General features: G+C 41.4%; 28 protein-coding genes and 1 riboswitch. Of the genes, 4 read left to right on the top strand and 24 right to left on the bottom strand.

Features of this window, described 5'->3' with window-relative positions; genetic code table 11:
• Window positions 1-41 precede the first annotated feature (41 nt).
• The 6 genes from C509_RS0112650 to C509_RS0112625 form a co-directional block, all read right to left on the bottom strand.
• Complete coding sequence (locus C509_RS0112650) at window positions 42-1,169, bottom strand: acetylornithine transaminase (RefSeq protein ID WP_018707308.1); 1,128 nt, start codon at window positions 1,167-1,169, stop codon at window positions 42-44.
• Window position 1,170: 1 nt separating this feature from the next.
• Window positions 1,171-1,950: an acetylglutamate kinase gene (argB, locus tag C509_RS0112645; RefSeq protein WP_018707307.1), complete on the bottom strand. Its 780-nt coding sequence runs from the start codon at window positions 1,948-1,950 to the stop codon at window positions 1,171-1,173.
• A gap of 20 nt (window positions 1,951-1,970) precedes the next feature.
• Window positions 1,971-3,005, bottom strand: coding sequence for an N-acetyl-gamma-glutamyl-phosphate reductase (argC, locus tag C509_RS0112640; protein ID WP_018707306.1), 1,035 nt, complete (start codon window positions 3,003-3,005; stop codon window positions 1,971-1,973).
• 448 nt (window positions 3,006-3,453) lie between these two features.
• The gene (gene parC, locus C509_RS0112635) at window positions 3,454-5,886 is read right to left on the bottom strand and encodes a DNA topoisomerase IV subunit A (RefSeq protein ID WP_018707305.1); all 2,433 of its coding nucleotides are present in this window, start codon (window positions 5,884-5,886) and stop codon (window positions 3,454-3,456) included.
• The gene (gene parE / locus C509_RS0112630; protein ID WP_018707304.1) at window positions 5,883-7,862 is read right to left on the bottom strand and encodes a DNA topoisomerase IV subunit B; all 1,980 of its coding nucleotides are present in this window, start codon (window positions 7,860-7,862) and stop codon (window positions 5,883-5,885) included. Before parE ends, parC begins: the two co-directional genes overlap by 4 nt.
• A 311-nt stretch (window positions 7,863-8,173) precedes the next feature.
• Window positions 8,174-8,587 carry a CoA-binding protein gene (locus C509_RS0112625; RefSeq protein WP_018707303.1) on the bottom strand — a complete coding sequence of 138 codons (414 nt, stop codon included), beginning with the start codon at window positions 8,585-8,587 and terminating at the stop codon, window positions 8,174-8,176.
• 173 nt (window positions 8,588-8,760) lie between these two features.
• On the opposite strand from C509_RS0112625, the gene plsY reads away from it, so the two are divergent.
• From plsY to C509_RS0112610, 3 genes are all read left to right on the top strand, one after another.
• Window positions 8,761-9,342 carry a glycerol-3-phosphate 1-O-acyltransferase PlsY gene (gene plsY / locus C509_RS0112620; protein WP_018707302.1) on the top strand — a complete coding sequence of 194 codons (582 nt, stop codon included), beginning with the start codon at window positions 8,761-8,763 and terminating at the stop codon, window positions 9,340-9,342.
• 43 nt (window positions 9,343-9,385) lie between these two features.
• Entirely contained in the window at window positions 9,386-10,519 is a 1,134-nt protein-coding gene (locus C509_RS0112615; RefSeq protein ID WP_018707301.1) for a CapA family protein, read from the top strand.
• A gap of 63 nt (window positions 10,520-10,582) precedes the next feature.
• Window positions 10,583-10,876, top strand: a complete 294-nt coding sequence (locus tag C509_RS0112610; protein ID WP_018707300.1) for a HesB/YadR/YfhF family protein — start codon at window positions 10,583-10,585, stop codon at window positions 10,874-10,876.
• A gap of 38 nt (window positions 10,877-10,914) precedes the next feature.
• Here the strand turns inward: C509_RS0112610 and C509_RS0112605 are convergent, their stop codons facing one another.
• The 7 genes from C509_RS0112605 to acnA all read right to left on the bottom strand — a co-directional run bounded on the left by C509_RS0112605 (window position 10,915) and on the right by acnA (window position 16,100).
• Window positions 10,915-11,217 carry a hypothetical protein gene (locus tag C509_RS0112605; RefSeq protein ID WP_018707299.1) on the bottom strand — a complete coding sequence of 101 codons (303 nt, stop codon included), beginning with the start codon at window positions 11,215-11,217 and terminating at the stop codon, window positions 10,915-10,917.
• Between the two features lie 2 nt (window positions 11,218-11,219).
• Window positions 11,220-11,660, bottom strand: coding sequence for an acyl-CoA thioesterase (locus C509_RS0112600; protein WP_018707298.1), 441 nt, complete (start codon window positions 11,658-11,660; stop codon window positions 11,220-11,222).
• A gap of 295 nt (window positions 11,661-11,955) precedes the next feature.
• Window positions 11,956-12,129 carry a hypothetical protein gene (locus C509_RS26130; RefSeq protein WP_154654401.1) on the bottom strand — a complete coding sequence of 58 codons (174 nt, stop codon included), beginning with the start codon at window positions 12,127-12,129 and terminating at the stop codon, window positions 11,956-11,958.
• Window positions 12,130-12,503: 374 nt separating this feature from the next.
• Window positions 12,504-12,737, bottom strand: a complete 234-nt coding sequence (gene tlp, locus C509_RS0112590; protein ID WP_018707296.1) for a small acid-soluble spore protein Tlp — start codon at window positions 12,735-12,737, stop codon at window positions 12,504-12,506.
• A gap of 30 nt (window positions 12,738-12,767) precedes the next feature.
• Window positions 12,768-12,911, bottom strand: a complete 144-nt coding sequence (locus C509_RS0112585) for an acid-soluble spore protein N (RefSeq protein WP_018707295.1) — start codon at window positions 12,909-12,911, stop codon at window positions 12,768-12,770.
• A gap of 54 nt (window positions 12,912-12,965) precedes the next feature.
• Window positions 12,966-13,103: an FbpB family small basic protein gene (locus C509_RS25590; RefSeq protein ID WP_018707294.1), complete on the bottom strand. Its 138-nt coding sequence runs from the start codon at window positions 13,101-13,103 to the stop codon at window positions 12,966-12,968.
• A 279-nt stretch (window positions 13,104-13,382) separates the two neighbouring features.
• Window positions 13,383-16,100: an aconitate hydratase AcnA gene (acnA, locus tag C509_RS0112575; RefSeq protein ID WP_018707293.1), complete on the bottom strand. Its 2,718-nt coding sequence runs from the start codon at window positions 16,098-16,100 to the stop codon at window positions 13,383-13,385.
• 341 nt (window positions 16,101-16,441) lie between these two features.
• Here acnA and C509_RS0112570 point away from each other — a divergent pair, with 341 nt between their 5' ends.
• Window positions 16,442-16,702, top strand: coding sequence for a GlsB/YeaQ/YmgE family stress response membrane protein (locus C509_RS0112570; protein WP_018707292.1), 261 nt, complete (start codon window positions 16,442-16,444; stop codon window positions 16,700-16,702).
• 8 nt (window positions 16,703-16,710) lie between these two features.
• On the opposite strand, the gene C509_RS0112565 is transcribed toward C509_RS0112570, so the two are convergent.
• The 11 genes from C509_RS0112565 to C509_RS23890 all read right to left on the bottom strand — a co-directional run bounded on the left by C509_RS0112565 (window position 16,711) and on the right by C509_RS23890 (window position 26,102).
• The gene (locus C509_RS0112565; RefSeq protein ID WP_018707291.1) at window positions 16,711-17,364 is read right to left on the bottom strand and encodes a lytic transglycosylase domain-containing protein; all 654 of its coding nucleotides are present in this window, start codon (window positions 17,362-17,364) and stop codon (window positions 16,711-16,713) included.
• A 108-nt stretch (window positions 17,365-17,472) separates the two neighbouring features.
• Window positions 17,473-17,901, bottom strand: a complete 429-nt coding sequence (locus tag C509_RS0112560) for a general stress protein (RefSeq protein WP_018707290.1) — start codon at window positions 17,899-17,901, stop codon at window positions 17,473-17,475.
• 92 nt (window positions 17,902-17,993) lie between these two features.
• Complete coding sequence (locus tag C509_RS0112555; protein ID WP_018707289.1) at window positions 17,994-18,851, bottom strand: 3D domain-containing protein; 858 nt, start codon at window positions 18,849-18,851, stop codon at window positions 17,994-17,996.
• Window positions 18,852-19,028: 177 nt separating this feature from the next.
• The gene (locus tag C509_RS0112550) at window positions 19,029-20,249 is read right to left on the bottom strand and encodes an MFS transporter (RefSeq protein WP_018707288.1); all 1,221 of its coding nucleotides are present in this window, start codon (window positions 20,247-20,249) and stop codon (window positions 19,029-19,031) included.
• Window positions 20,250-20,435: 186 nt separating this feature from the next.
• On the bottom strand, window positions 20,436-21,062 hold the full coding sequence (gene thiE / locus C509_RS0112545; RefSeq protein WP_018707287.1) for a thiamine phosphate synthase: 627 nt from the start codon (window positions 21,060-21,062) through the stop codon (window positions 20,436-20,438).
• On the bottom strand, window positions 21,052-21,858 hold the full coding sequence (gene thiM / locus C509_RS0112540; RefSeq protein WP_018707286.1) for a hydroxyethylthiazole kinase: 807 nt from the start codon (window positions 21,856-21,858) through the stop codon (window positions 21,052-21,054). The genes thiE and thiM overlap by 11 nt, the downstream gene beginning before the upstream one ends.
• 12 nt (window positions 21,859-21,870) lie before the next feature.
• Entirely contained in the window at window positions 21,871-22,665 is a 795-nt protein-coding gene (gene thiD, locus C509_RS0112535; protein WP_018707285.1) for a bifunctional hydroxymethylpyrimidine kinase/phosphomethylpyrimidine kinase, read from the bottom strand.
• A complete protein-coding gene (thiW, locus tag C509_RS0112530) occupies window positions 22,634-23,152 on the bottom strand; it encodes an energy coupling factor transporter S component ThiW (protein ID WP_018707284.1) in 519 nt (172 codons plus the stop codon). The genes thiD and thiW overlap by 32 nt, the downstream gene beginning before the upstream one ends.
• Window positions 23,153-23,181: 29 nt before the next feature.
• The gene (gene tenA / locus C509_RS0112525) at window positions 23,182-23,868 is read right to left on the bottom strand and encodes a thiaminase II (RefSeq protein WP_018707283.1); all 687 of its coding nucleotides are present in this window, start codon (window positions 23,866-23,868) and stop codon (window positions 23,182-23,184) included.
• A 99-nt stretch (window positions 23,869-23,967) separates the two neighbouring features.
• Window positions 23,968-24,068: riboswitch (TPP riboswitch) on the bottom strand.
• 91 nt (window positions 24,069-24,159) lie between these two features.
• On the bottom strand, window positions 24,160-25,098 hold the full coding sequence (locus C509_RS0112520; protein ID WP_018707282.1) for an AEC family transporter: 939 nt from the start codon (window positions 25,096-25,098) through the stop codon (window positions 24,160-24,162).
• Window positions 25,099-25,616: 518 nt separating this feature from the next.
• Window positions 25,617-26,102, bottom strand: coding sequence for an immunity protein Imm33 domain-containing protein (locus tag C509_RS23890; protein ID WP_018707281.1), 486 nt, complete (start codon window positions 26,100-26,102; stop codon window positions 25,617-25,619).
• Between the last annotated feature and the right edge of the window lie 294 nt (window positions 26,103-26,396).

Here is a 26,396-nt window from a genome sequence, read left to right as displayed (position 1 = left end):
TTTTATTTGTTGCATTTTTATGCAATAATCTATAAAAAAATTTAGATGTTCTTTTGTAAAATATTAACCGCTTCATCAATCTCTTCAATCGAAACTGTTAATGGCGGAAGCATCCGCATCACTTTCGGGCCGGCATTTAAAAGAAGCAGCCCCTCTTTTCTCAACGCCGTCAACTGTTCGCTGACGTCATCCGAAAATTCAATTCCTACCATGAGTCCTTTATGGCGGATCTCAACCATGCCTTCCAGCTTACTCGTTGAAAGTTTATGGACCAGATATTCACTCTTCTTCTCTACATCAGAAAGGAACTCTTCGTTAAAAATGATTTTTAGAACAGTATTGGCTGCTGTCATGGCGATCGGCCCACCCCCAAAGGTTGTTGCATGGCTGCCTGGGGTAAACGCAGATTTCAATTTTTCTTTACCGATCATGGCCCCTATAGGAATACCATTGCCAAGCCCCTTGGCTGTAGAGACGATATCCGGTGAGAGATTAAAATGCTGGTAGGCAAAAGGCTTCCCTGTTCTACCAATCCCCGTCTGTACTTCATCAATGATGAGGAGCACACCATTTTCTTCACAGATTTTTTCGACTTCCTTCAGAAACCCCTTTTCCGCCGGAAGGACTCCTCCTTCACCTTGAACGACTTCAAGCATAATGGCCGCTGTTTCGTCATCTACTTCATTCTTTAATGCTTTAATATCATTGAAAGGAATGTGAACAAAAGTTTCCAACATCGGACCAAAACCAGTTTTCACTTTTTGCTGCCCTGTGGCAGCTATCGTTCCAAGAGTACGACCGTGGAAAGATTGCAAAAAGGTGATGATCTTTGATTTCCCTGTAAATTTTCTTGCTAACTTGATAGCAGCTTCGTTTGCTTCTGCTCCGCTGTTTGCAAAGAAAACGGCGTCCCCGGAAGAATGATCTGTAAGCTGTTTGGCCACCTGCTCTTGAAGCGAGCTTTGAAAAAGGTTGGATGTATGCCAAAGCTTTGACACTTGTTCCTGGACGGGCTTTACAAGGTCAGGGTGACAATGCCCCAAGTTACATACCCCAATTCCCGAAGTGAAATCTAAGTACTCCTTACCATTTATATCGATTACCTTCGTTCCGTTTCCTGAAACGAGTTCGACATCCCATCTCGCATATGTGTTGAATACGTGTGACATGTTAATAAACGGCCTCCAATTCTTTGTATATCGTTGTGCCAACGAGTTTTTCTCCGTTCAACAGACTGTTTTTTCCGCTGACGATCATCACATTGGACATACCGCCATCCAAACTGTTGATAGCAGCCATTACTTTTGGAACCATCCCCCCCGTAATAGTGCCGTCATCTATAAGACTTAAAATATCTGGAACTGTTGCATTTTCTATAAGAGTACTTTCTTTTAAAACTCCTGGAACATCCGTGACAAATAATAGTTTGCTGGCTTTCAGTGCCACTGCAATGCTTCCTGCGGCCGTATCGGCATTAATATTGTAGCAGGAAGCTCCATCTATTCCTTCTGCCAATGGAGAGATGACTGGAATGACTCCCATGGAGATGATATTGAACAGAAAGTCACTGTTCACTTCTTTAACTTCCCCGACAAACCCCAGGTTCTCGAAATCCTTTGCTTTGGCTTTTAACAGAGAGCCATCGAAACCTGTCATCCCAAGGGCAGGAAGCTGATATTTTGCCAAGTTTCTAACAAGTGTATTGGTCATGGAACCCGATAAAACCATCTCAACTACATCCATAACTTTAGAAGTTGTTTTTCTTAATCCGTTGTGAAATTCACTTTCAATCTTTAGTTCATCCAACATTTGATTGATCGCCGGTCCCCCGCCATGCACAATGACAGGATGAAGACCGCTGTCTTTTAAAGCTTTGATGCTTTTATAAAATTCATCGGAAAGCGAATCGATCATGCTTCCTCCGCATTTGATTACAATAATGTCCTTCATTATGTGTCATCCTCCATAATTTATGGATAAACAGGTGTGAAATGCAGCCCTGCAGTTTCATCAAGACCACAAAGAATATTTGCATTTTGAATAGCCTGGCCTGCAGCGCCTTTCATTAAATTATCGATGACCGATACGACGGTCACCCTCCCTGTCCGTGTATCCACTCCAATACCCATATCACAAAAATTGGAACCGTAAACTTCTTTTGTAGCTGGAAAAGTGCCATTTTTTCGAACTCTTATGAACGGCTCATCTTTGTAAAAATCGTTATACACCTTATTTATTTCTACTTGGCTGATGTCGGATTTCAATGTAGCGTAGATTGTAGCCATTATTCCCCTCGTCATAGGAACCAGATGAGTATTAAATGTAATTGGAGATTCATAGCCCCAGCCTGAAAGCATCTGCTCAATCTCCGGAATATGCTGGTGGGCATTTACCTTATAAATTTTAAAATTTTCATTAAGTTCGTTGTAAATGGTATGAAAAGATGCTGTTTGACCAGCTCCGGATACTCCTGATTTGGCATCTATGATAACTGATCCTTCTTCAATAAGCCCATTGCGTACAAGCGGTGCCAATCCAAGAAGCGTGGCAGTGGGATAACATCCCGGGTTAGAAATGAATTTCGTATCTTTGATCGATGATCGATTAAGCTCGGGTAGAGCATACACAGCCCGGTTAAGCCACTCTTGCGGTGCTGCTGTTTTTTTATACCATTTTTCGTAGTCGGTGATTTTTTTCAACCTGAAATCTCCGGATAAATCAACGACTGTACAGCCTTCTTTTAAAAGCAGTGGTGCAATTTCTGCCGAAACCCCTGAAGGAGTAGCCAGGAAGACGATGTCCGTATTTCTTGAAATAGCTGCCGGATCAATATCTTCCAAGGTCATTGGTACAATATTTGTTAAATGCGGATAATGATCGACAATGCTTTTCCCCTGCTGTGAAGACGAATAGATCGATTCAATTTGAAACTCTGGGTGAGATTGCAAGATTCTGAGCAGTTCAGCTCCTCCATATCCCGTTGCTCCAATAACCCCTGCTTTCACTTACAACCACTCCTTGCATTATTCTGGACTCGCAAATTTGTTTTTAATTTGAGATGTTATTTATTATACTATGTATAAAAATTAATTCAATAGTATATTTATAACTTGTGAGAAAAAAGGCAAAATGATTAATAGAAAAGTGGAAGCGCCTGTCCATCGACGTACAGATTGTAGTGGCTCCGACGAGATAAAGGAAATACGCGAAACGTAGTGGAGCGATGTTGACTTATCGTAGGAGGAGTCCGCGAAATCTGCTAGTCGATAGGCGCTGGAACTGGACAATAGAAAAGTGGAAGCGTGTGTCCATCGACGTAAAGATTGGAGCGGCTCCGACGAGATAAAGGAAACACGCGAAGCGTTGAACCATAGGGTTCTTCTTTCGGCCATCGGTTCAAAAACATAAAAGCATAAAAAAGACAGTCCCAAGCTAAAGGACTGTCTTTCACCATTATAAAGTTTCGATTTCAGGGTCGATCCATATTTCAATGATATGGCCGCTTTCTTTTTCGTCAATGATAAATGAGCCGTTTGAATAACGATCATTGAACCTTAATTGGGACGGAAGAATTTTTTCGATATTGCCGCGGTCGGTCTGTATATTTATAGGCCGGTCATCATTTGTTAATTTAAACCCTGAGACCCTGTGAGGGTTGCTTTTCAATTCTCTCAGCATGACTACGCCCCGTTTGGCACGTCCACTCTTTTCAAATTCAGAAAGCTTCATCTTCTTGACAGCGCCCCGGTTTGTTGCAATGAATACTGCCGGGCTGTCCTCTTCATAGAAGACTTCTCCGCCAATGACGAAATCTCCGTCCAACAAATTCATCCCGATGACACCAAGTGCACGTACACCTATAGGGTTTACCTCTGATTCATCAAAATAGACCCCATAGCCGAGATGTGTTGCCATAAATATACTGCAATTGCCATCGGTAATATGTACATCGACGACAGCGTCATCAGCCCGCAAGTTGATGGCGACGAGCGGCCGGGAATACCTCTGCACCTGATAAAGCCGGAGGGAGCTTTTTTTCACCATGCCGTTTTTTGTGACAAAAAACAGGTATTGTTCCTCTTTAAACTCTTTGACCGATATTGCTTTGATGATTTCTTCATCCTGGTTGATCGGCACAATGCCGGAAATATGCTGCCCGAGATCTTTCCAGCGGATGTCCGATAACTCATGGACAGGCAAATAAATATAATTTCCTTTATCTGTGAATAGAAGAAGAGTATCTGCCATGTTCAATTCTTCCAGGAGCAGAAGGCGATCCATGTCTTTTATGGCCAGGTCCTGTCCATTGGAGGCGGAATATGACCGGATACTGGTCCTTTTCACATAACCATCCTTTGTCACTGTAACCATCACATCTTCATTCGGTATTGTGACTTCCAGATTGATTTTGATTTCCTCTATCTCGTGTTCTATGATGGTCCGGCGTTCATCAGCGTATTTTTTCTTGACTTCTTTTAATTCTTTCTTAATGACGCTTAATAATTTCTTCTCGCTTTCCAAAATGGCGGTCAGCTGTTGGATCAAAGCGTTCAACTGCTCAGCTTCCTTTTGTAGGGCGGTAATATCTGTATTCGTCAAACGATACAATTGTAAGGAAACAATAGCTTCCGCCTGTTTTTCCGAAAACTGAAAGTTCTTCATCAGATTGTCTTTTGCATCCCGTTTATCCTTTGAAGCCCGAATCGTTGCAATCACTTCATCAAGGATGGAGAGAGCTTTCATCAGCCCTTCAACGATATGCTGGCGTTCAAGGGCTTTTTCCAAATCATACCGAGAACGGTTTGTGACAACTTCTTTTTGGTGCTGAATATATGAATCAAGCAAATCCAGGATACCCATGAGCTTGGGCCTTTGATCCTGAATGGCCACCATATTAAAATTATATGTGACCTGAAGGTCGCTGTTTTTAAATAAGTAATTCAGTATTCCTTCCGCGTCAGCTTCCCGCTTCAATTCAATTACGATACGAAGCCCTGTCCGGTCTGTTTCATCACGGACTTCCGTAATTCCTTCCAGTTTCCTGTCCAGACGAAATTCGTCAATTTTTTTCACGAGGTTCGCTTTATTGACGTCATAAGGGAGCTCATTGATAACAATTTGCTGCCTTCCTCCCCTAATCGGTTCAATGCCTGTCTTACCTCTTACAACAATTCTTCCTTTTCCTGTTTCATAAGCTTTTTTTATACCGTCTATCCCTTGGATGATACCACCCGTCGGAAAATCCGGACCTTTGACCACAGTCATTACTTCTTCCACGGAACAGGTCGGGTTATCAATCATCATGATGACGGCATCTATGACCTCTCCTAAATGATGGGGAGGAATGTCAGTCGCATAGCCAGCGGAAATCCCAGTAGATCCATTGACAAGCAGGTTGGGGAATCTTGCTGGAAGGACGGTCGGTTCAGAGGAAGTATCATCAAAGTTCGGAATGAAATCTACGGTTCTTTTGTCGATATCCCTAAGAAGCTCCGCAGACAACTCGGAAAGTCGTGCCTCCGTATACCTCATGGCAGCCGGTGGATCTCCATCAATACTGCCATTGTTTCCGTGCATTTCAACAAGAATATTGCGCACTTTCCAGTTCTGGCTCATTCTGACCATTGCTTCATAAACGGAGGAGTCTCCGTGCGGATGATAATTTCCGATTACATTTCCCACTGTTTTTGCCGATTTCCTAAAGCCTTTGTCGGCCGTATTCCCGTCAGTATGCATCGCATATAAAATTCTTCTTTGCACAGGTTTTAATCCATCGCGTGCATCCGGAAGAGCTCGGTCTTGTATAATGTATTTACTGTAGCGGCCAAAACGGTCGCCAAGCACTTCTTCAAGGGGCAATTCTTGAAATCTTTCTGCTGTCGTCATGAAATTGCAGTTCCCCCTTCTGATGTGATATTTTCATTCTCTAATATATTTGTATCTTCCTGGAGGCCGAATTGGACATTTTTTTCAATCCATTTCCTGCGCGGTTCAACTTTATCACCCATTAAAGTCGTCACCCGCTTCTCGGCACTGGCTGCATCATCAATAAGGACCCGGATTAGTGTTCTGGTTTCAGGATTCATTGTCGTTTCCCACAATTGGTCCGGATTCATCTCGCCAAGACCTTTATAACGTTGAAGCATGAATCCTTTGCCGACTTTCTTTGTCACACCGTCCAGCTCTTCATCAGTCCAAGCATATTCAATCACTTCTTTTTTCCCTTTAACTTTGCTCACTTTATAGAGCGGAGGAAGTGCAATGAATACTTTACCTGCTTCTATCAGAGGCTTCATATACCGATAGAAAAATGTCAGCAACAATACTTGGATATGTGCCCCGTCAGTATCAGCATCTGTCATGATGATCACCTTATCATAATTAACATCATCAAGATTAAAATCTGACCCCACACCAGCACCAATTGTGTGGATGATTGTATTGATTTCTTCGTTTTTAAAGATATCTTCGAGCTTTGCCTTCTCCGTATTTATGACCTTTCCCCGCAGAGGAAGAACAGCCTGGAATCGACGGTCACGCCCCTGTTTGGCGGATCCTCCTGCTGAATCCCCTTCGACAAGATAAAGTTCATTTTTATTCGGATTTTTTGATTGAGCTGGCGTGAGCTTACCCGATAATAAGGCATCCGATCGTTTTCTGCGTTTTCCACTCCTCGCATCTTCCCGTGCCTTTCTGGCTGCTTCTCTAGCCTGAGCAGCTTTGATCGCCTTTTTTACAAGAAGGGAACTGATGCTGGGGTTTTCGGCAAGAAAATAAGATAAATGTTCCGAAACAGTCGTATCAACTGCCGATCTTGCTTCTGCGGTTCCGAGTTTTCCTTTTGTCTGACCCTCAAATTGAAGCATATCCTCCGGAACACGCACCGAAACAATGGCGGCAAGGCCTTCCCTGATATCGGTTCCTTCAAGGTTCTTATCTTTTTCCTTCAGCATGCCATTTTTACGGGCAAATTCATTGAATACCCTTGTAATGGCCGTTTTTGCACCCACTTCGTGGGTACCCCCGTCTTTAGTCCTGACATTGTTTACAAAAGACAGGATGTTTTCTGAAAAGCCGTCATTAAATTGGAAGGCAAATTCCACTTCTATGCCACCGGACTTTCCTTCTATCGGTACAACCGGATGAAGGACATCTTTTTCTCCGTTCAAATATTCTACAAAGGCTTCGATACCATTTTCATAATGGAAAACCTCCTTCTGATCGTTCCTCAAATCAATGAGTTCGATAGTAAGGCCTTTTAATAAAAAAGCTGATTCCATTAAGCGGCTGCTCAATACCTCGTAATTGAAAGCAGTGACACTGAAAATTGTTGGATCCGGTTTGAAATGGATAGTGGTTCCTGTCTGTCTGGTGGTTCCCAATCGTTCAAGTGTCGTTTCCGTCTTTCCGCCATCGCGGAATCTTTGTTCATATATATATCCATCTCTTTTAATCGTCACCACTAGCCATTCGGAAAGTGCGTTTACAACAGAGGCACCGACTCCATGGAGTCCGCCGCTCGTTTTATAGCCTCCTTGTCCGAACTTTCCCCCTGCATGCAGTACCGTCAGGATGACTTCGGTTGTAGGTTTTCCGGATTGGTGCATACCTGTAGGCATGCCTCTCCCCTTGTCTTCAACACTTATACTATTATCTTTATGAATTTTGACGGTGATTCGATCGCCAAATCCAGCGAGGGCTTCATCCACCGAATTGTCAACAATTTCGTAGACAAGATGATGCAGGCCGCGAGCATCCGTTGATCCTATATACATCCCTGGACGCTTCCTAACAGCTTCAAGTCCCTCCAAGATCTGGATGGAATCATCATTGTAGTCGGTCATCGTCATATTTTCAGCCATAATTGCTCTCCCTTCATAGGGCTCTTAACTGCCACTAAAACAAAAACATTTGTTCGCAATACCACTATACCATATTTATTAAAGCAAGTCTTATTGTATATCTACAGCAATGCTTTTGGCAAATAGAGAAAAATGAATGATATAGTTAAGAAAAGCACTTGGGCAATTTCGAGGTAGTAATCCCTCAGTCCCTACAGCAATTCGACCATGTCCCTTGCGCCTAATCGTACTTAACCTTCAGCTTGCATATGCCCAATTGAATGTAACACCTCTTTTCTCGAAAAAAAACAAGCGTCAGCTGCGCTTGTCTTTTAACGTGTCAATGAATGTTCAACTTTGATACAGCGGTTCATGATGACTGTATACCCCTTTTCCTTCAAAAATTGGTATGCTTCCTCATTTTCCACACCAAGCTGGGCCCAAAATACGTCCGCATCAATTTCCGCAAACTCTTTGGCATGTTCAGGAAGATACTCGGAGCGCCTGAATATATTCACTATATCGACATGTCCGTCAATATCCTTAATAGAGGAGACAGCCTTAACTCCAAAAACCTCATCCACTTTCGGATTGACAGGGATGATTTCATACCCGGCTTGTTTCATTGCCTCTGACACGCTGTAAGAGGTCCTCTCGGGATTGTCACTAAGACCGACAACAGCAATCCTCTTTGCCTTTTTTAAAATTTTACCTATTTCTTCCCTGCTTGGATTCTCGATTGTCATGATTAGCCTCCTTGTGTTGTTTTTCTTTCTATTATCGTATGCCACTATTTCCTTTCATGCAAGCGCCATCATAGGTTTTACTGGAATTCTTTGATAAATTTCTTCGGTATCATGGTACAATGAAAAAGTAAATACATTATTTTCTTTTACTTGAAGAAAAGGAGCAATTATTCATGTTTTACTTAGTTGTTATATTATTATCATACTTGATAGGGTCCATTCCATCAGGATTAATTGTGGGAAAACTTTTCTATGGGATCGACATCAGAGAACATGGCAGCGGAAATCTCGGAGCCACAAATACATTTCGGACACTCGGAAAAAAAGCGGGAGCAGCCGTCACGATTGCCGATATTTTAAAAGGGACATTGACTGTTTTTCTGCCTTTGTTATTCGACCTTCATATACATCCGTTGTTAGTCGGGCTTTTTGCTGTAATTGGCCATATGTTTCCACTATTCGCCAACTTTCGCGGAGGAAAAGCAGTTGCTACTTCTGCCGGGGTTTTGCTAGGTTATAACTTTGTTCTTTTTATTGTATTGGTCGCTGCCTTTTTAATCACTTTGAAAATTTCAAAGTACGTCTCTCTTTCATCCATGGTTGCAGGGGTATTTGGTATTATTTACAGTCTGATTCTTCAAGATTGGCCATTGGTTATAGTTGTTGCAGCATTTGAAACATTTGTCGTTTACCGGCACAGGGCAAATTTAAAAAGGATACGGGACAAAAGTGAGCCGAAAGTGACATGGATATAGGAATAATCAAACTTAAAAATTTGATCTGAGGACGGGAATTTCTTTGAAAAATAGACCGGGTACCATAGCAATCGTACTTGTCATCTTGACAGTGATTTGTTATATCATGTATTTATCTAAAATCAATGATAATAAACCGGATAAACCAATGACCATTTCATATCAAGCATCCAGGGAGCATGGATTGCAGAAAAAAAGTTATAAAACAGAAGCCGTGATAGCAGGAATTGGAGATATTCTCATTCACGACCGCCTATATGAGGATGCCAAAACAAAAAACGGATACGATTTTACTGCTATGCTGTCTTCTGTAAAACCGATGCTTCAAAAGCCTGACTTGCTTATAGCCAATCAGGAGTCTATTCCCGGAGGCGAAAAACTCGGGATATCCAGCTATCCAACTTTTAACAGTCCTCATGAGATAATTGATGCGATTATGGATGCCGGTGTCGACATGGTCACGTGTGCAAACAACCACTCCCTTGACAAAGGAGAGATGGGAATATTAAGTGCAATCGACTATTATGAAACAAAGGGATTGAGTTACACGGGAATATTTAAAAGCCGCGAAGATAAAGCGGATATCCGGATTATTACAAAAAACGGAATTAAATTTGCCGTTCTGTCCTATGCCGAGCATTTTAATGGAATCTCTATTCCCGCTGACAAGCCATACTTAGTCAGCAAACTGGATAAAAACCAGGTTCTGTCTGATATAGAAAAAGCAAAAGCAAAGTCGGATGTTATTGTACTGGCCCTCCACTGGGGAGACGAGTACGTCAGGAACCCTAACAAAGTTCAGAGGGAATTGGCGCAAGAGTTTATTGAAAATGGTGCTGATATTATATTTGGACATCATCCTCACGTTCTTCAACAGATGGAGCTAATAGATAAAAGCGATGGGAGTTCAGGGCTGGTTATATACTCGCTCGGGAATTTCTTATCAGGCCAGAAATGGGATGATAAAGACATAGGCGGTATGGCCCAAATATTGGTTGAAAAAGAATTCATAGATGGTAATAGAAAGATCAATTTGAAAGATATCAGTTTTTATCCAACGTTTACAGCGAGCCAAGGAACAAAGAATTATCACGTCTATCCACTGGATGAAGCAAGAGAAAATGGATTGACAGGGAAAACCATCAAACATATCAATCAGTTTATGCAAATCCCTTGATATTAGACTTATTGTTCCTTATTGTGGACTCATACGGCTTTTTCAAAAGAGGTGATACCGAATATGCAAATCAAGTTAACTGATCATGCAGCGGAATGGTTTAAAGATGAAATGTTATTAAAAACAGGAGATTCTGTAAGATTTTTTGTCAGATATGGGGGGACGAGCCCTCTTCAGGAAGGCTTTTCTCTTGGAATGAACAAGGAAGAGCCGATGGATCCCGGTGTTGAATATACAAAGAATGGGATTCTATTTTTCATCGAAGCTAGCGATATATGGTATTTTCAGGATCATGACCTGATTGTTGATGTTGATGAAAAAAGCGACGGCCCCATTTACAGCTATGAAAAGAAATAAAATAACCAGGCAAGGCTTTTAAGTCCTGCCTGGTTTATTCATGGCATCAATTGGTATAACTGATGTAGCTTTCCCTCTTTCTGAAGTATGTGCAACTGCTTGCTTCCCAAAAGATCGTAATGTGAGTAGCCGTCTATCCTAATGTGGATCCATTCTTTTGTCAAACCGTATTCGGCACCCCATTTTGCCAGCCGGTCCAAGTCCTTACACCCAACCTTCGTAACTGTTTTCATATTGGGAAACCTGTCATCCAACCAGAAGTGGGTGATAAAGGCGATATTCCCTTCATCTATTGAAGTCTTCCATTTTCGCAATTCATCTCTTGTAATGCCGAAAGCCATTCTTAATAGCCCTCATTCTCTTTTTTCTTTGCTTTTTCGTATGCTTCATGCCAATCCGGAAACATCTTTTTCAGTCGGACCGGTCGGAAATCCTCTTTTCTTACGCAAACATGACTAGTGAGCCCTGTTACAGCCAGTTCGCCGCTCTCACTCAGTACGGTGTATCCATAAGTCACTTTAAACCCGTCGTACGAATCGATCCAGGTTTTGATAATAGCGTTATCACCATATGTAAGCGGCTTTTTATATGAGACCTGAACATCCAATACCGGTGCCAGGATACCGCTCTTCTCCATTTCCGCATAGGAAAATCCCAATTCTTTAATAAGTTGTGTCCTTCCAAGTTCCATCCAAACGATGTAATTGGAATGATGCACTACGCCCATCTGGTCTGTTTCTGCATATCGTACTTCAATATTTGTATGTGCTACAACATGGCTCATTTTGTAGATCCAACCTTTCCAAAATAAAATCGATTTACATACTTTATTATAGTATTACTATATTATAGAAGAAAGTAGTCAGAAGAGGGAGCGAAAAACTTAAATAACCAGTCGACTGTATATATTGGCAACTGGCTAAAACATTAACAAGTGGCTGAATGCTGACAGAGTATGAGATCGTAATAAATTTAATTTCCGGACCTTCGTAAAGGTTCCCTTATTATATAAGAGAAATCCCTACGACTGTCACCTCAGAGGGATTTCTCAGTTAACCGGAGGTCGGGCCTATCTTATTTCATACTTTAGTCTCGCTCCCTACAACGGCAAATGAACCGCTCGCGGTCGCGATGATGGTGATGGTGGTGGTGTTCACAATCATCCCAGTCCCATACTTCTCGGCATCTACAAAGTAATCGAACTCGGCGCCTTCTACGTCTTTCTCTTTCTCCTCCAACAAAATCATCTTCAAATTCAAAGCTCATATGTTGCACCTCCTTTATGCTATTAATGCCGGCTCGATATTAATATATTGGATATTGCTGTAAATGATTGGACAAAGAGTCTGATAAAAGCGAGCAATTATTTTACCAAAGCAAAAAACCCTCTCTACTGAGAGGGTTCCATAAAGGTATACAACAATGACTATTTAATTTCATTTAACCCTTTACATTTAAAGCAAATTTGGATGTTCAGCAGCCGTACCGGTTTATTGGCTCCCAATCTCTTCTGATTGGCTAATGAAGAATCTAAGTTAATCATTTGAGATTATCAACGATGCTTGGTGTTTTCTGTTTGCCTTTCGATTTTCAATCATTAAAAGCCGGCATTCGCCGGCCTATATGATTAATGTTCATTATTTTGATGGGCAGCAGCTTCATCTTTTATTTCCTCACGCATGCCCCGGATACTTTCTCTTCTCCGTTCATTTTTTTGTTCAATTTGCGATTTTTGTTCCTCATTGGAAAATTGCATTGTTTCCTCAGCTTTTTCCATGTTTTCAATCGTATTATGAACCATTTCTTGTAGCTTTTCTACATTATCACTGCGGTCATCCGGTTTCGGCCTGTAGTCTGCCATAGCGTTTTCCCCCTCAAAAAATCAATAGTGTTATTCCCCTTTTGTCTGGATGATATGAGGATGACGACCCGTTTTATCAGCCATCTTCTTTCCTTTGTTTGCGTCAACAGCAACTGACTTCTCCCCAAGATGGTCCGGTGTAAAGTTCTCTTGGCCTCTTTTTGGATTCCCCATTTTTCTCCCCCTTCTATAATCATTGTTTCCTGAAGGAGAAAAAATATGAGCAGCTTAACTGATTTTCCCTCGTTTCAAATGCTTTTCTTCCAATCGATTTTCAATTCTCTCCAGTGCATCCAAATCTTTGAGCAGCGCTTCTCTATTTTCTGCTACTAAATCCAAAAATGTTTTTCTTTTATATCTTCTCATCTTCCATCACTCCTTCACTATATTATTGTCATTACAAAGGGAAGTTAAACCAATTTTCTAACTCTTTTTAAAACAATTAGAAACATCCTGCCTTTATGGCAGGATGTTTCTGTTTAAAAAGTGTTATAACCGTTATAAGCTCCTGTGCTCCAGCTTATTCAAGGACTTTAGGCAACAATGATAGCAAAGCTGCTGGACATCCTACTCGTGCAACAAACACAGTAGCCTTATGTTGGGTTGCAATAGTTAAGTCAAATCTACTGAAAGTAAGGTAAATTCTTATTCAGCGACTTTCCCACGTAGAACCATTGGCAGGATACCGCCATTACGGTAATAGTCGATTTCCACGACAGAATCAAAGCGGACTAGAGCTTCAAATTCTGTTTTGCTTCCATCTTCTGCTACTGCGGTAACTTTAACGATGTCACGCGGTTTGACATTTTCATCAATTTGAACGTTGATAACTTCTTTTCCTGTCAACCCGAGTACATCCGCATTTTCGCCTTTTTTGAACTGTAAAGGAAGCACGCCCATCATCGCGAGGTTTGAACGGTGAATACGTTCATAGCTCTCAGCAATGACCGTTTTGATTCCAAGAAGGTAAGTTCCTTTAGCAGCCCAGTCACGTGATGACCCCATTCCATAGTCTTTACCTGCAAGTACGACAAGACCAGTACCATCTTCCTTGTATCTCATGCATGTATCATACATGGAGCCGACTTCGCCAGTAGGCCAGTATGTGGAATAACCGCCCTCCGTACCTGGAGCAACCTGGTTACGGATACGGATATTGGCGAATGTACCACGCATCATGACTTCGTGGTTTCCTCTTCGTGAACCGTAAGAGTTAAACTCACGAGGCTGGACACCATTGTCAAGTAAATATTTACCTGCAGGCGTATCTTTTCCAATTGCGCCAGCCGGAGAGATATGGTCAGTGGTGACCGAATCTCCGAATTTCCCAACAACACGCAAGTCTTTCAGAGGTTCGATGGTTGCCAATTCTTTGGATAAGTTTTCAAAGAACGGCGGATTTTGGATATATGTTGAATCTGCATTCCAATTGTAAAGAGGTTCGTTGCTTGTTTTGATTTCATTCCAACGCTTGTTATCGCTGAATACATGTTCATATTCTTTACGGAATAATTCCGGTGTAACTGTCTTTTTGACAGTTTCGGCAACCTCTTCCTTGCTTGGCCAGATATCTTTCATGTAAATGTCATTGCCGTCGGCATCTTTTCCAAGCGGCTCTTTTGTTAAATCGATATCTACAGTTCCGGCAAGTGCGTAGGCAACTACAAGCGGAGGTGATGCGAGATAGTTCCCTTTTACAAGCGGATGGATACGACCTTCAAAGTTACGATTTCCGGAAAGAACAGATGTGACAAGAAGATCATTCTCTATGATTGACTTTTCAATTTCGTCCTTTAGTGGACCGGAGTTTCCGATGCATGTCGTACAGCCGTAACCGACCAAGTCGAATCCAAGCTTGGACAAATAAGGCATTAAGCCCGCATCACGCAAATATCCTGTAACAACTTTGGAACCCGGCGCAAGAGATGTTTTCACATATTTTGGTACTTGCAGCCCTTTTTCAACGGCTTTTTTAGCAAGCAACCCGGCTCCAAGCATTACATACGGGTTTGAAGTGTTTGTGCAGCTTGTGATGGCTGCAATAACAACTGCACCAGTTTTCATTTTTTCTTCAGAGCCGTCATCAAACTTGACTGACGCTTCTTTTGTAATTTCAGCAGGTTCAAGACCAAAGCTTTGGTTGCTGACAGGAGCGCTCAATGCTTCCTTGAATGTGTTCTGCATTTGAGAAAGTGGGATCAGGTCTTGCGGACGTTTTGGCCCTGAAAGATTTGCCTCAATCTCGGAAAGATTGATTTCCACGATGTCTTTATAAACAGGCTCCTCTTTGTCGACTGTGAAGAACATATCATTTTCACGCAAATATTTTTCAACGAGTTTCACTTGTTCTTCTGGGCGTCCTGTCAAACGGAGGTAATTCAATGTTTCCTCATCTACAGGGAAGAATCCACATGTTGCGCCGTATTCAGGAGCCATGTTTGCAACTGTCGCACGATCTGCAAGCGGTAATGTAGAAACTCCGTCTCCGAAGAACTCAACAAATTTTCCTACGACGCCATGTGCCCGAAGAACATTTGTCACCTTTAATGCCAAATCCGTCGCAGTAGCTCCATTAGGTAGCTCCCCTGTCAATTTTACCCCAACAACTTCCGGAATCGGGAAATAAGATGGTTGCCCCAGCATACCGGCTTCGGCTTCAATTCCGCCTACACCCCATCCGAGAACACCTATACCATTGATCATTGTAGTATGGGAGTCTGTTCCGACAAGTGTATCGGGAAACGCCTCATAATCTCCGTCCGGAGTTTCAATGGAATGAACAACATTCGCAAGGTATTCTAAGTTAACCTGGTGGACAATTCCAGTTGCAGGTGGAACCGCACGGTAATTTTTAAATGCTTTTTGAGCCCAGCTTAAAAATTCATAGCGCTCAGCATTACGTTCAAACTCATAGTCCATGTTCACTTGAAGTGCTTGTGGAGAACCATACGTATCAACTTGTACAGAGTGGTCGATTACCAAATCAACAGGAATTTCAGGGTTGATTTTTTCTGCATCCCCACCGAGGTCTGACATGGCTTTCCTTAATGCTGCCAAATCAACAACTGCCGGTACACCTGTGAAGTCCTGCAAAATGACGCGTGAAGGCTTAAATGGAACTTCCCCGTTCTGGACCTCTCCAGTTGCCCATTTTGCCAAATTCTCTACGTGCTCTTTTGTAATTACGCGTCCGTCATATTGTCTTAGGACAGATTCCAACAGTACTTTAATGGAATATGGCAAACGAGAGATCGATGCCACTCCCTCATCTTCCAAGGCAGACAAGCGATAAAAGTGATACCGTTTGCCATCAATCTCAAAAGATGAGCGGGCGTTAAAAATGTCGTTTTTAGTTTTTGCCATTTCAATTACCCCTTTTGATCATAGTTTCTTTTCCGAACAACAATTTTGCCAATCCCGAAAAGGAATTGGCTTTGTTCACAATTTAATCATATTACATGTTGGGACATAAGTAAATAATAAGAAAGTTATTGAAAACAATAAGTTAATCTTATTAAAAATCGAATCCAATTTTTATGATAACAAAATCATCGGGATTATAAAAATAATTGGATTTGCCTTTGAAGATTGAACTGTAGATGGGAACGATGAGTACGAAGGTAAAAAAATGTTTATCCTATATTTGAACAGGCAATAATAAAACCAAGGCAATAAAGAAAATTCTTAGAAGGAGATGATTTTACATGGGCTTTCTATTATATCTGATTGTTGGCGGTATTATCGGTTGGCTTGCTGGATTGATTTTGGGTAAGGATGTACCCGGTGGAATTATTGGTAATATCATTGCAGGGATAATTGGAGCTTGGATTGGCGGAGCATTATTCGGAGATTGGGGGCCAACGATGGCAGGGATCGCCATTGTTCCTGCATTGATCGGAGCCATCATATTGGTGTTGGTTCTCAGCCTTATCATGGGAGCTATGGCCAGAGGACGCAAATCTTAAACATTGCCTTATTCTCGGGAGCTTAATGCTCCCGTTTTGTATTCTCTTTGAAATTTTTCAGCATAATATAAAACTTCTTCGACGTATTCGTCGCTGTGATTATAGGCAAAAACAGCTTTCTCAAAGTCGCCTGCGGCTGCTCCGTTTTGAGCCAAATAATTCGCTGCCGTGAATATCGAGTCTTCGATGTCCCATGGGTCTGCTTTTCCATCACCGTTTGCATCAACGCCATATCCGCCATATTTTTTTATCACGGCAGGATCAGTTTTTTCATCCTCCGGAATATCACCTTCACCAAGTCCCTCACAACTGGGATGCGCCCACCCTACAAATGTACATGGCATGAACTGCATGTGTCCCTCGGCACCGACAGGTGAAATCATGGGATCCATTGTGGAAAATATTGTTTCCACACGATGATGCGCCGCCAACAGATACCATGGGACGCCGTACTCTGTTTCAGCAGCTTTATATATTGGCATGAATTCACTTGGAATTTCCCCATTCGGCTGTGTATCTTGAATCTCTGTATTTTGTTTTTCCAGATATGTAAGCAACAGCATGAATGCTGCAAAAGGCAATATGAGCATAAGCAAAACCCTGCGCTTCCTTTTGGCTGGCTTACTTTGAACCGCAGGTCTTTTTTTGCTTATTTTATTCATTGGTATTCTCCCCTTCATAAACAATACCCTGTCATGATTGGGTAAGCACGGCTACTCCCTTACCCATTATCGGAAAGTTTTCCATTTTTGGCAAGGAAAGCGGCATTCTTATGATGAACCGTGTTCATAAAACAGGATGATTTTTCCTTCATTCAACTGATCAGCATACCTATTTGCATCTTCTTCTTTTAATCCCGATGTAATCAACAGATCCTTGACATCCTTATGACTTTTTCCCTCAATGAGTGATGCCAAGGGGCCAGCAGCAATAATAGGACCCAATCCCGGAACCGTCAATCCCGGTACGATGAAACCTCCGCTGATCCCTGTCAGAAAACCGCTTATAATTCCATATGCCTCTTCACTGGACACATGCTTGTCATGAACATTTGTTTCTTTTTCAATTAATCCTATTTTTGATTCATCTACTGCTAAAACGGAGAAATTCTCTTCTTTAAATCCTTCGAGAAGAAATGTTTTAATGACACCTATGACTTCTTTTTCTGTATCATATATCCCTACAACGCTAAAATTCATATCCATTCCTCCTTTCCATTATCGTACCCTTATTCCTGCTTATATAAAACAAGACCTAACCATTCATGGTTAGGTCTCTCAGAGGGGTCTGATTAATTTAGCACTTTAATTTTTACTGTTTTGACTCCAAATTTCATTGCTTCCGATTTCGAAGGAACAAAAACATCAATTTTGTTTCCCTTGATGGCTCCGCCTGTATCACCGGCAATTGCTGTTCCATATCCCTCCACATGAACTTTTGAACCGAGTGGGATGACAGATGGATCAACAGCTATAACTTTCTGGCCAGGATTTGAACGAAGGTCGATACCTGTAGCCGTCACACCGGAGCAACCATTGCAATACGCAGTATAAGCAGTTGCTGTTACGGTCATTTCGTTGCCTTGCGGGCTTGCGGACTCATTTTTTTCAGCAGGTGCTTGAGCTTGTTCAGGAGCAGGTTGCTGCGCAGGTGCTTGAGTTTCCTTAGGGGCAGATTGCTGTGCAACTGCTTCTTTTTGTTCAGGCGCCGGTTGTTGTGAAACTGTATTTACCGTTTCAGTTTGAACCGGTACCGGATTACCCTTCACTGCGAGCTTTTGGCCAGGATGAATCAAATCAGATGATAATTTATTCCAAGCTATTAACTCATTGACTTGGACTCCAAATTTTTGTGAGATTTTCCATAAGGAATCTCCCGATTTAACAACATATATATCATCTATGTTATTTTCTTTATTAACAGCCTTATCAGCAGAAATATGTAGCTGTTGGTTCGGAAAAATGAGATCGCTGGAAAGATCATTCCAGGACTTTAACTGTTGTACTGAGGTCCCGTGCTTCTGCGAGATGCTCCATAAGGAATCGCCCTGCTGCACCTTATATGCCTCGGCTGAAGCTGATGCCTGCCCACCTGCCAAGACCCCTACAATAATGGCTCCTGTGAAAAATGCGATAATCTTCTTTCTCATTTTTGCTCCTCCTTTTTTGTTAGTCGAAGATCGCTAACGATGACTATGCTAACAGAGGAACATATCAAACGAATAACAGGATTATTTATGTTCTATTACAAATATATTGCATCCTGTTACATCCGGCACATTACGATAGTATTAGATAAATGAATTCAAATAGAGACAAGGAGGTTTTCAAATGTCGACATCCTTACCCACCCGGTTAGCGAACTGATGAAACGTTTTTTCTCCGGCAAAAAATGTGAAAACTATAACAGCAATAAAGAAGAAACTTGATATTTGGAACAATTTAGCTGTATCTATAAATAGCGCAACCATTCCAAAAACCAATCCACTCATTCCAATGCCTACATCGATCGCTGAATAAAACATCCCATTCGCTACCCCTCTTCGTGTTTTTGGCGTTTTTGCCAGTACCCATGCCTGGAGGGCCGGTATCAATGATCCATATCCGGCTCCGAATAAGCAGCCTGAAATCGCAATTCCTTCCCAGCCGGTTGAAAAGGATAAAATCCACATGGATACGAAAGTCAGACCTGAACAAACGATGACTAAAAACTTTGGACCGTTCCTGTCGAACCACCTTCCTGTTACCGGACGGACGAGGGTTGCAGTTACAGCATTCAAAATATAGAACAGAAATATTTGGTCAATTCCGCGCTCTTCTGAAAATATAACGATAAACGTGACAATCGTACCGTACCCAAATGTGGCGAGCAGAGTGATAAAAGCAGGGAACCAGCTGGACGTTTCGATAAGCGAGTCCGAAAATGAAAAACGAACATCCTCTTTATTCATCATTTTTACACTTTCAGGTGTTTGATATTTTATGATTGAAAATAAAAGGAGAGCGATAACACCAAGAACCGCAGAAAATAGGATCATGATATCAAAAGAATAATGTTGATACAAAAATATACCAATACTGGGAGCGATGATCATGCCAACTGTAATGGAAAGCCCAAAATACCCCATTCCTTCACCAATACGGTCATTGGGTACGATATCCACTGCAGCCGTTCCGTTAACGGTTGAAGACCATCCCCACATAAACCCATGCAGAAATCGGCATGCCAACAAGATGAAGACGATTTGTGTCAAGGGATAAAGGATCGTAACAAGCAAAAGGCCTGCAGCTCCAATTAAAATAAGCCAACGACGCTGGCAAAATTCCAGTAAATAACCAATAAAGGGCCTGATAAGTACAGCACCGATAGAAAACACCATGGTGACCATTCCTATCTCAATGCCTGAGGCACCCAACGACTTAACATAAGGCGGTACTGTTGGGATAAGCATCTGAAAACTCATGAATATAAATAGATTTGCCAGTACCAGCAATGTAAAGGATTTAGTCCATAATTTATTCTTGGTTGACCGGTTTTCTTTTTTCATATTATTCACCTTTCGCTACAAAACTTGAAACATTACTCTCTTAAACATAAAGTGAATAGGGCAATAATACAAGAATAATATTTCGTTGTGCGAAATTTTTAATAAAACAAACAGAATTTTGCAACCATACCCTTGCCAATTGAAAAAGCCGGCCCTTACAATAGGTCCGGCTTCCATTATTAAATTTTATACCCTAAATGCATTTTTCAATAACCGTTCCGCAGCGGATTTTGGATCATCAGCTCTAGTAATAGATGATATAACGGCAATCCCGTCCAACTCATGGCTCTGTAACAGTATTGCATTTTCTTCCGTAATTCCACCGATAGCGACAACTGGAATGGATACCGAATCAATTATTTTTTCCAGCATCCCTTGCGGAAGAAGATTCGCATCAGATTTTGAAGATGTTGGGAAGATGGAACCTACGCCAATATAATCCGCCCCCGTTTCCTCGGCAAGAATAGCTTCCTCCACAGTATGAGCGGATATGCCGACTACCATGGAATCTGGTATGATTTTTTTGACCGCTTCCATCGGAAGATCTGATTGTCCGAGATGTACTCCAGCCGCTTCCACTGCCAAAGCAATATCAACTCGGTCATTAATGATTAATGGAATGGATAATGAATCGAGGAAGTTTTTTAATTGAAGCGCTTTTTCATAAAAAATCTTTCCTCCGGAACTTTTTTCCCTCAATTGAACAAGGCTGGCTCCTCCATTTACTGCCTGTTTGATCATCGGTAAAAGCTGTTCGAGAGGCATATCTTCTTCTGTCACTAAGTAAAGTTTATATTCGATATCACGCTGCACTTACCCGTACTCCTTTAATCCACATTTCACCATCTATACGAGAAATGAAATCCATCAGTTTTACTTTGAACGTTCCGGTGCCATCCTGCGCAGATAAACTTGCGGCAGCCATTTCGCCGGCGATTCCCATAAGAGAGATGCCGGCCACTGCAGAATGTAAAAGATTATGGCCAATTGCTGCAAAACATGCAATCAATACGGAAGACATACATCCGGTTCCAGTGATTTTGGTTAACATCGGATGTCCATTTTGTATGATGTATGTATCTTTTCCATCACTTACCGCATCCTTTTCCCCACTTACGACTGCAATACAATTAAAGGAAGCGGCGGTTTTCTTCGCTATTTCCCAGTTTGGAACTGTAATACACCCTGTATCAACACCTTTTGTCACTGAAGGACCGCCAATCAGCTTGCTAATTTCGCTTGCGTTGCCGCGAATGACAGATGGTCTGATTTCCTTGAGAATCTCCATTGCACAATTTGTACGATACAAAGTGGCTCCTGCCCCTACAGGATCAAATACGACAGGTATTCCTTTGGTATTGGCGGCTTTTCCTGCAACTTTCATCCCTTTAAGAGTGTCCTCCTGCATCGTCCCAATATTCAAGACAAGCGCATTTGCCAACATTGCCATGTCTCCTGCCTCATAAGGACTTAAAGCCATGACAGGTGATGCGCCCACCGCCAATGTCACATTTGCACAATCATTCATCGTTACAAGGTTTGTAATTTGATGGATCAATGGATTTTTTTTATTCATTTCACCAAATAATTTTGCAATGTCTTGTTCCACGTTTTATCCCTCTCAATGGACATGTCCATAAAATTGGTGAAAATGATGGGCAGGCCCATGACCTTGGCCAATATCCAGGCTTTCAGCGATGGCAGTCGTAATATAATCCTTCGCATTTTCAATGGCCGTTAACATATTCTCACCTTTCGCCAAGTTGGCAGCAATGGCTGAAGAAAGCGTACATCCCGTTCCGTGGACATTTTTTGTTTCAACCCGTTCGCCTTTAATTAAATGAAACTGTTTGCCATCGTAAAAGAGATCATTGGGATCTCCATCCAGATGACCGCCTTTTATCAAGACCGCTCCGGGTCCCTTATCGATGATTTCTCTACAAGCCAAATACATGTCGGGCTCAGAATGAATCTTCATACCAGACAATATTTCGGCTTCGGGAATATTCGGGGTGACCAACGAAGACAATGGCAATAGAATTTCATTGAGATCAGCTACAGCATTACGCTCCAATAAATGGTGTCCCCCTTTTGAAACCATGACAGGGTCCAGTATAATATGTTCCGGCTTGTATTTTTTCAGGCTTTTTGCAACTGTTTTGATAATTCCCGAAGTACCCAGCATACCAATTTTTACCGCATTTACCCCGATATCTTCAAAAACGGCTGAAATCTGATCATTGATAATATCCAAATCAATATTTTGTACGGACCTTACTTCAACCGTATTTTGGGCAGTGATGGCAGTAATAGCTGACATCCCGAATACTCCCAAGGCAGAAAACGTTTTTAAATCCGCTTGTATCCCGGCTCCACCTCCTGAATCAGAGCCGGCGATGGTTAGTGCTGTTCTCATGAAGCAAACCCCCAATCGCTCTATTTTTCATGATGACTTTCAGTAAACTGTATCCCATTACCGCTCCGGCAATCGAACTGAGGGCAAATGCAGGAACCAATCCGAAAATGGCTGCCTCTTGCCCGAATAGTAATTCGGCTATAGGGTAAGCAGCGAGAGCTCCTAGCACTCCTGTTCCGATTACCTCTCCTAAAAAAGCAAATTCCATCCTCTTTGTCTTGGTATAAAGCCAACCCGCCAAAAATGCCCCTATCATACTGCCTGGAAAAGCAAGAAATGATCCTGTTCCTGCTAAGTTTCTAATGACTGAAACGACAAATGCTTGGGCCAATGCATACGTAGGACCAAATAACACTGCCGTAACAATATTGGCAAAATGCTGCACAGGAAAAATTTTTGCCAAACCAACTGGAACGAATATAATATGGCTCGTTATTGTTGTAAAAGCCGCAATCATTGCAGTTGCTGCAATTTTCTTTACCTTCATGATGCACCCTCCTAGAGGTGAAGCTTCAATCAAATTTGCCAATCTTGTTTGAGGTAATTCATATCCCAAAAGAGGTATTCGTATTTGGATGTAATCAAGAAGTGTTTTTCAAGTGCCGTTAACTCTCTTTCAGGTTTACCGTCTGTCAACTCATTTAGTAATTCAATCAGCCATTGGCCCAATGCTCCAAATTGATCCGAAGAGTAGGTCTCGATCCATTTTTTGTAAGGGTTGCTTTCCAGACCGTCTTTATATTGCTCTTTCAATCGCTTTCCGGTTTCGGCATAATGCCAGGCACATGGGAGCAAAGCGGCAATCAATTCGGCAAGAGTTCCATTATGCGCAACGTTTAACATATAGCGGGTATAGGCGAGATTGACAGGTGTAGGTTCAGTTGCTTCCAATTCCTCTCTTGTTATTCCAAATTCAGCTGCATATTGCCGATGCAGCTCCATCTCAAAATGAAGATGTTCATGAAGCAAATGGGCAAATCGCTCCATCGTTTCGAGATTCTGAGCCTTTTGCACGCCAATGGCAAACAGTTTCACATAATCGATCAGATAGGCATAATCCTGTTTCATATAATAGATGAATGTATCTTCAGCAAGCGTCCCCTTCCCAATTCCTTGAACAAATGGATGGTGATAGCTCTTTTCCCAAATCCCTTTGGCACTTTCATAAAGTCTGTCTGTAAATAACATCTTCTCAACTGGCATTTATTCGCAGCTCCCTTATGTTTATTGCATCTCTATCCCCTGCTTACAAACACAAAAAACCGCCCCAAAAAAGGAAGCGGCTGTACAACTATACAAAATCGTATACTCAGCCTGCTTCCCTACGCTGGTATAAACCAGATCAGGTTCAAAGGGTGTCAATCAATGATTTCTCTCAGCAAAATGCTCCCCTAGCAGACAATCGTATTCAGTTTTCAGTTTAATAGAAGATCGGTGAAGAGATAAGAGATGCGTTCAATCTTCACTATAGCATGAATTATTCAAAAAGCAAGTCTAGTTGATGAAGGCGCTCATGATATAGACCATGAACGGGATGGTAATCAATCCAAGAAGTGTCGAAAGTACGGTCGTAACAGCTCCCATCTGTTCATCCGCTGAATACCTGGCAAATAAAATGGAGGCCAATGTAATGGTAGGCATCATTGATTGTATGAGAACCGTTTGTATCAACACTGAATCAAAATTAAAGAAATGAATCATAAAGATGGTGGCAACCGGAAGCAATATGAGCTTTACTGTAATTGGAACCCATGTTTTAGGCACTGACTGGCGAACATTTCCTCGCTGCAGCCCCATAATCATCATCCCAATATAAAACATAGCGAGCGGAGCTGCCAGTGCAGCAAGCCTATCAGTCAATCCTATGATGATTTCCGGAGGCTTCATATTGAAAAAAGCAGCAAACAGGCCAACAACAATGGCAACTGTCGGAATGTTAATCATGGATTTTAATGTTTGTAATGCAAATTTCCGATTTTTTTGCAGCATTACAACACCGACTGTCCAGATTGTAACATCGACCCCTGCATCAAAAATAGCCGCATACAAGGCACCTTCAGGCCCCAATAATGCAGCGCACAGCGGGATGCCGATGAAACCGGTATTTCCGAGTCCAGACAGCAATGCAATTTCCCTGGTCCGATTCGAGTCCTTTTGAAAAAGGACTGCAAAAATCCAGCCAATTGCAATACCGACAACATTTATGATGATGGATAAAGCAAATACCAATACAATCTTCTTAAACATATCTCCATTCATATCAACGTGGAAAATACTTGATAGAATGATGCACGGCATGGCCACATTAACAATCATCTTGATGAACAAGGTCCGTGTTTCATTATTTAACGGCGAAGTTCTTGCCAATATAGCACCGATGATGATCATCATCGTAATAATCATTATTGATTGAAAAACAATTGTAAATTCCATTTTTCTCCCCATTTCCGCACTGAAAACTGACATTAACAGAAAAAAGCGAAGAAACTGATGGACCGATCAGTGTTTTGGAAAAACACTACAGCCGATACATCATTCTTCACTCGTCTAATTATACATAAAGTTTTTTGTATTACAACAGATATATTTATTTAGACGTACTCTAGTTGTGTTTCTTAAATTATACAAATAAGTGCCCTATAGATAGACTTTTTTTGTGTCTATACTCTATAGGGGACACTATATTGAGAAATTGGGCTTTTTAATATTGTAATCTCCTTAACGTTGTATATCCGGCTGTCAAATATAAGTCCTATAAAAAAATCCAGCCTGCTCACTAAATTATAGTTTCATGCTGTATAAATTAATTCGTTAATTCAACTTTCACCAATCTTTTACTTCTTCCCAAGAAGCGTCTTTGTTTTCACGTTCAAATGCAGACCCTATTTCTCCTTTAAAGGGTACAAATAAGCTCGGATCTTTATCAACCAAATAATAAATATTAATGATTTTTATATTGTGGTATTACTATTATAATCCTCACTTTCATCTCCATTAAACAGCCTCCAGCCACTGTCTTCCTCACCTTCCGGTTGTTCTCGGTACATCCAGCGAACTACCCCATCTTTCTCTAAACACTTTTTTGAGACTAATGCCACTTTCTCACCAATCTCTAACCGGCGAGGGTCATTTCGTTTAATCATTATCCTTGCAATATGTTTTGGCTCAAATTCAATTATGTCTCCAGCATTTAAGGAATTTATATATACAGGTTGATTAGTCAATACTCCAACAAATTTATTTCCTAAAAACTTTTTATCCGTTATTTCAACCCACATTCTTTCAGCACGGGGGCTATCTTCAGAGGGACTTGTGATTAGGAAATGCAATCTAACAAGATCCCCCTTTTTTTGACTTTTTCTTTCTTTTAAAGTTGGTATATAAAAAGAAGAGTTTATTTGACTAGCTTTCTCAATATCCTCTAGTGACCATTCCATACTTTACCTCCAAAATTCGTTTATGTTTATATAATTTAATCATGTTTATATATATCCTGCATTTAATAATGATTATATTACATTATCAAGCAAAAAGAAGGTTAGTTCTAATAGGGGGTTGGAAACGATGCTGGATTTCAGGGGCCATTATGGAAAATAAAATCAAAATCAGAAATAAGAGGTATAATGCCAATGAACTTGTTCCAGAAAAGAGCACAATTGTGGAGGTATCCAAGGAATTAAATAACTTTATCATACGGCATGAAAATTTAAGCCCGGTCTTCGCCGGGCCTG

The organism is Siminovitchia fordii DSM 16014 = CIP 108821 (assembly GCF_000374565.1).
Lineage (GTDB): Bacteria > Bacillota > Bacilli > Bacillales > Bacillaceae_C > Siminovitchia > Siminovitchia fordii.
Note: the sequence above shows the minus strand (reverse complement) of the source record. Positions and strands in the feature narration are given on the sequence as shown.

Coding starts and splice junctions, on each gene's coding strand:
- argB (WP_018707307.1), bottom strand. CDS start 1,950: ATGAAGGACATTATTGTAATCAAATGCGGAGGAAGCATGATCGATTCG.
- C509_RS0112625 (WP_018707303.1), bottom strand. CDS start 8,587: ATGACAATCGAGAATCCAAGCAGGGAAGAAATAGGTAAAATTTTAAAA.
- plsY (WP_018707302.1), top strand. CDS start 8,761: ATGTTTTACTTAGTTGTTATATTATTATCATACTTGATAGGGTCCATT.
- C509_RS0112550 (WP_018707288.1), bottom strand. CDS start 20,249: ATGAAAAAAGAAAACCGGTCAACCAAGAATAAATTATGGACTAAATCC.
- parE (WP_018707304.1), bottom strand. CDS start 7,862: ATGGCTGAAAATATGACGATGACCGACTACAATGATGATTCCATCCAG.
- C509_RS0112600 (WP_018707298.1), bottom strand. CDS start 11,660: ATGAGCCATGTTGTAGCACATACAAATATTGAAGTACGATATGCAGAA.
- C509_RS0112585 (WP_018707295.1), bottom strand. CDS start 12,911: ATGGGGAATCCAAAAAGAGGCCAAGAGAACTTTACACCGGACCATCTT.
- C509_RS0112560 (WP_018707290.1), bottom strand. CDS start 17,901: ATGAATTTTAGCGTTGTAGGGATATATGATACAGAAAAAGAAGTCATA.
- C509_RS23890 (WP_018707281.1), bottom strand. CDS start 26,102: ATGGAATGGTCACTAGAGGATATTGAGAAAGCTAGTCAAATAAACTCT.
- C509_RS0112520 (WP_018707282.1), bottom strand. CDS start 25,098: ATGGAATTTACAATTGTTTTTCAATCAATAATGATTATTACGATGATG.
- C509_RS0112605 (WP_018707299.1), bottom strand. CDS start 11,217: ATGGCTTTCGGCATTACAAGAGATGAATTGCGAAAATGGAAGACTTCA.
- C509_RS0112565 (WP_018707291.1), bottom strand. CDS start 17,364: ATGAATAAAATAAGCAAAAAAAGACCTGCGGTTCAAAGTAAGCCAGCC.
- C509_RS0112610 (WP_018707300.1), top strand. CDS start 10,583: ATGCAAATCAAGTTAACTGATCATGCAGCGGAATGGTTTAAAGATGAA.
- thiD (WP_018707285.1), bottom strand. CDS start 22,665: ATGAGAACAGCACTAACCATCGCCGGCTCTGATTCAGGAGGTGGAGCC.
- C509_RS0112555 (WP_018707289.1), bottom strand. CDS start 18,851: ATGAGAAAGAAGATTATCGCATTTTTCACAGGAGCCATTATTGTAGGG.
- tlp (WP_018707296.1), bottom strand. CDS start 12,737: ATGGCAGACTACAGGCCGAAACCGGATGACCGCAGTGATAATGTAGAA.
- tenA (WP_018707283.1), bottom strand. CDS start 23,868: ATGCCAGTTGAGAAGATGTTATTTACAGACAGACTTTATGAAAGTGCC.
- C509_RS0112570 (WP_018707292.1), top strand. CDS start 16,442: ATGGGCTTTCTATTATATCTGATTGTTGGCGGTATTATCGGTTGGCTT.
- thiW (WP_018707284.1), bottom strand. CDS start 23,152: ATGAAGGTAAAGAAAATTGCAGCAACTGCAATGATTGCGGCTTTTACA.
- acnA (WP_018707293.1), bottom strand. CDS start 16,100: ATGGCAAAAACTAAAAACGACATTTTTAACGCCCGCTCATCTTTTGAG.
- C509_RS0112650 (WP_018707308.1), bottom strand. CDS start 1,169: ATGTCACACGTATTCAACACATATGCGAGATGGGATGTCGAACTCGTT.
- C509_RS25590 (WP_018707294.1), bottom strand. CDS start 13,103: ATGAGAAGATATAAAAGAAAAACATTTTTGGATTTAGTAGCAGAAAAT.
- parC (WP_018707305.1), bottom strand. CDS start 5,886: ATGACGACAGCAGAAAGATTTCAAGAATTGCCCCTTGAAGAAGTGCTT.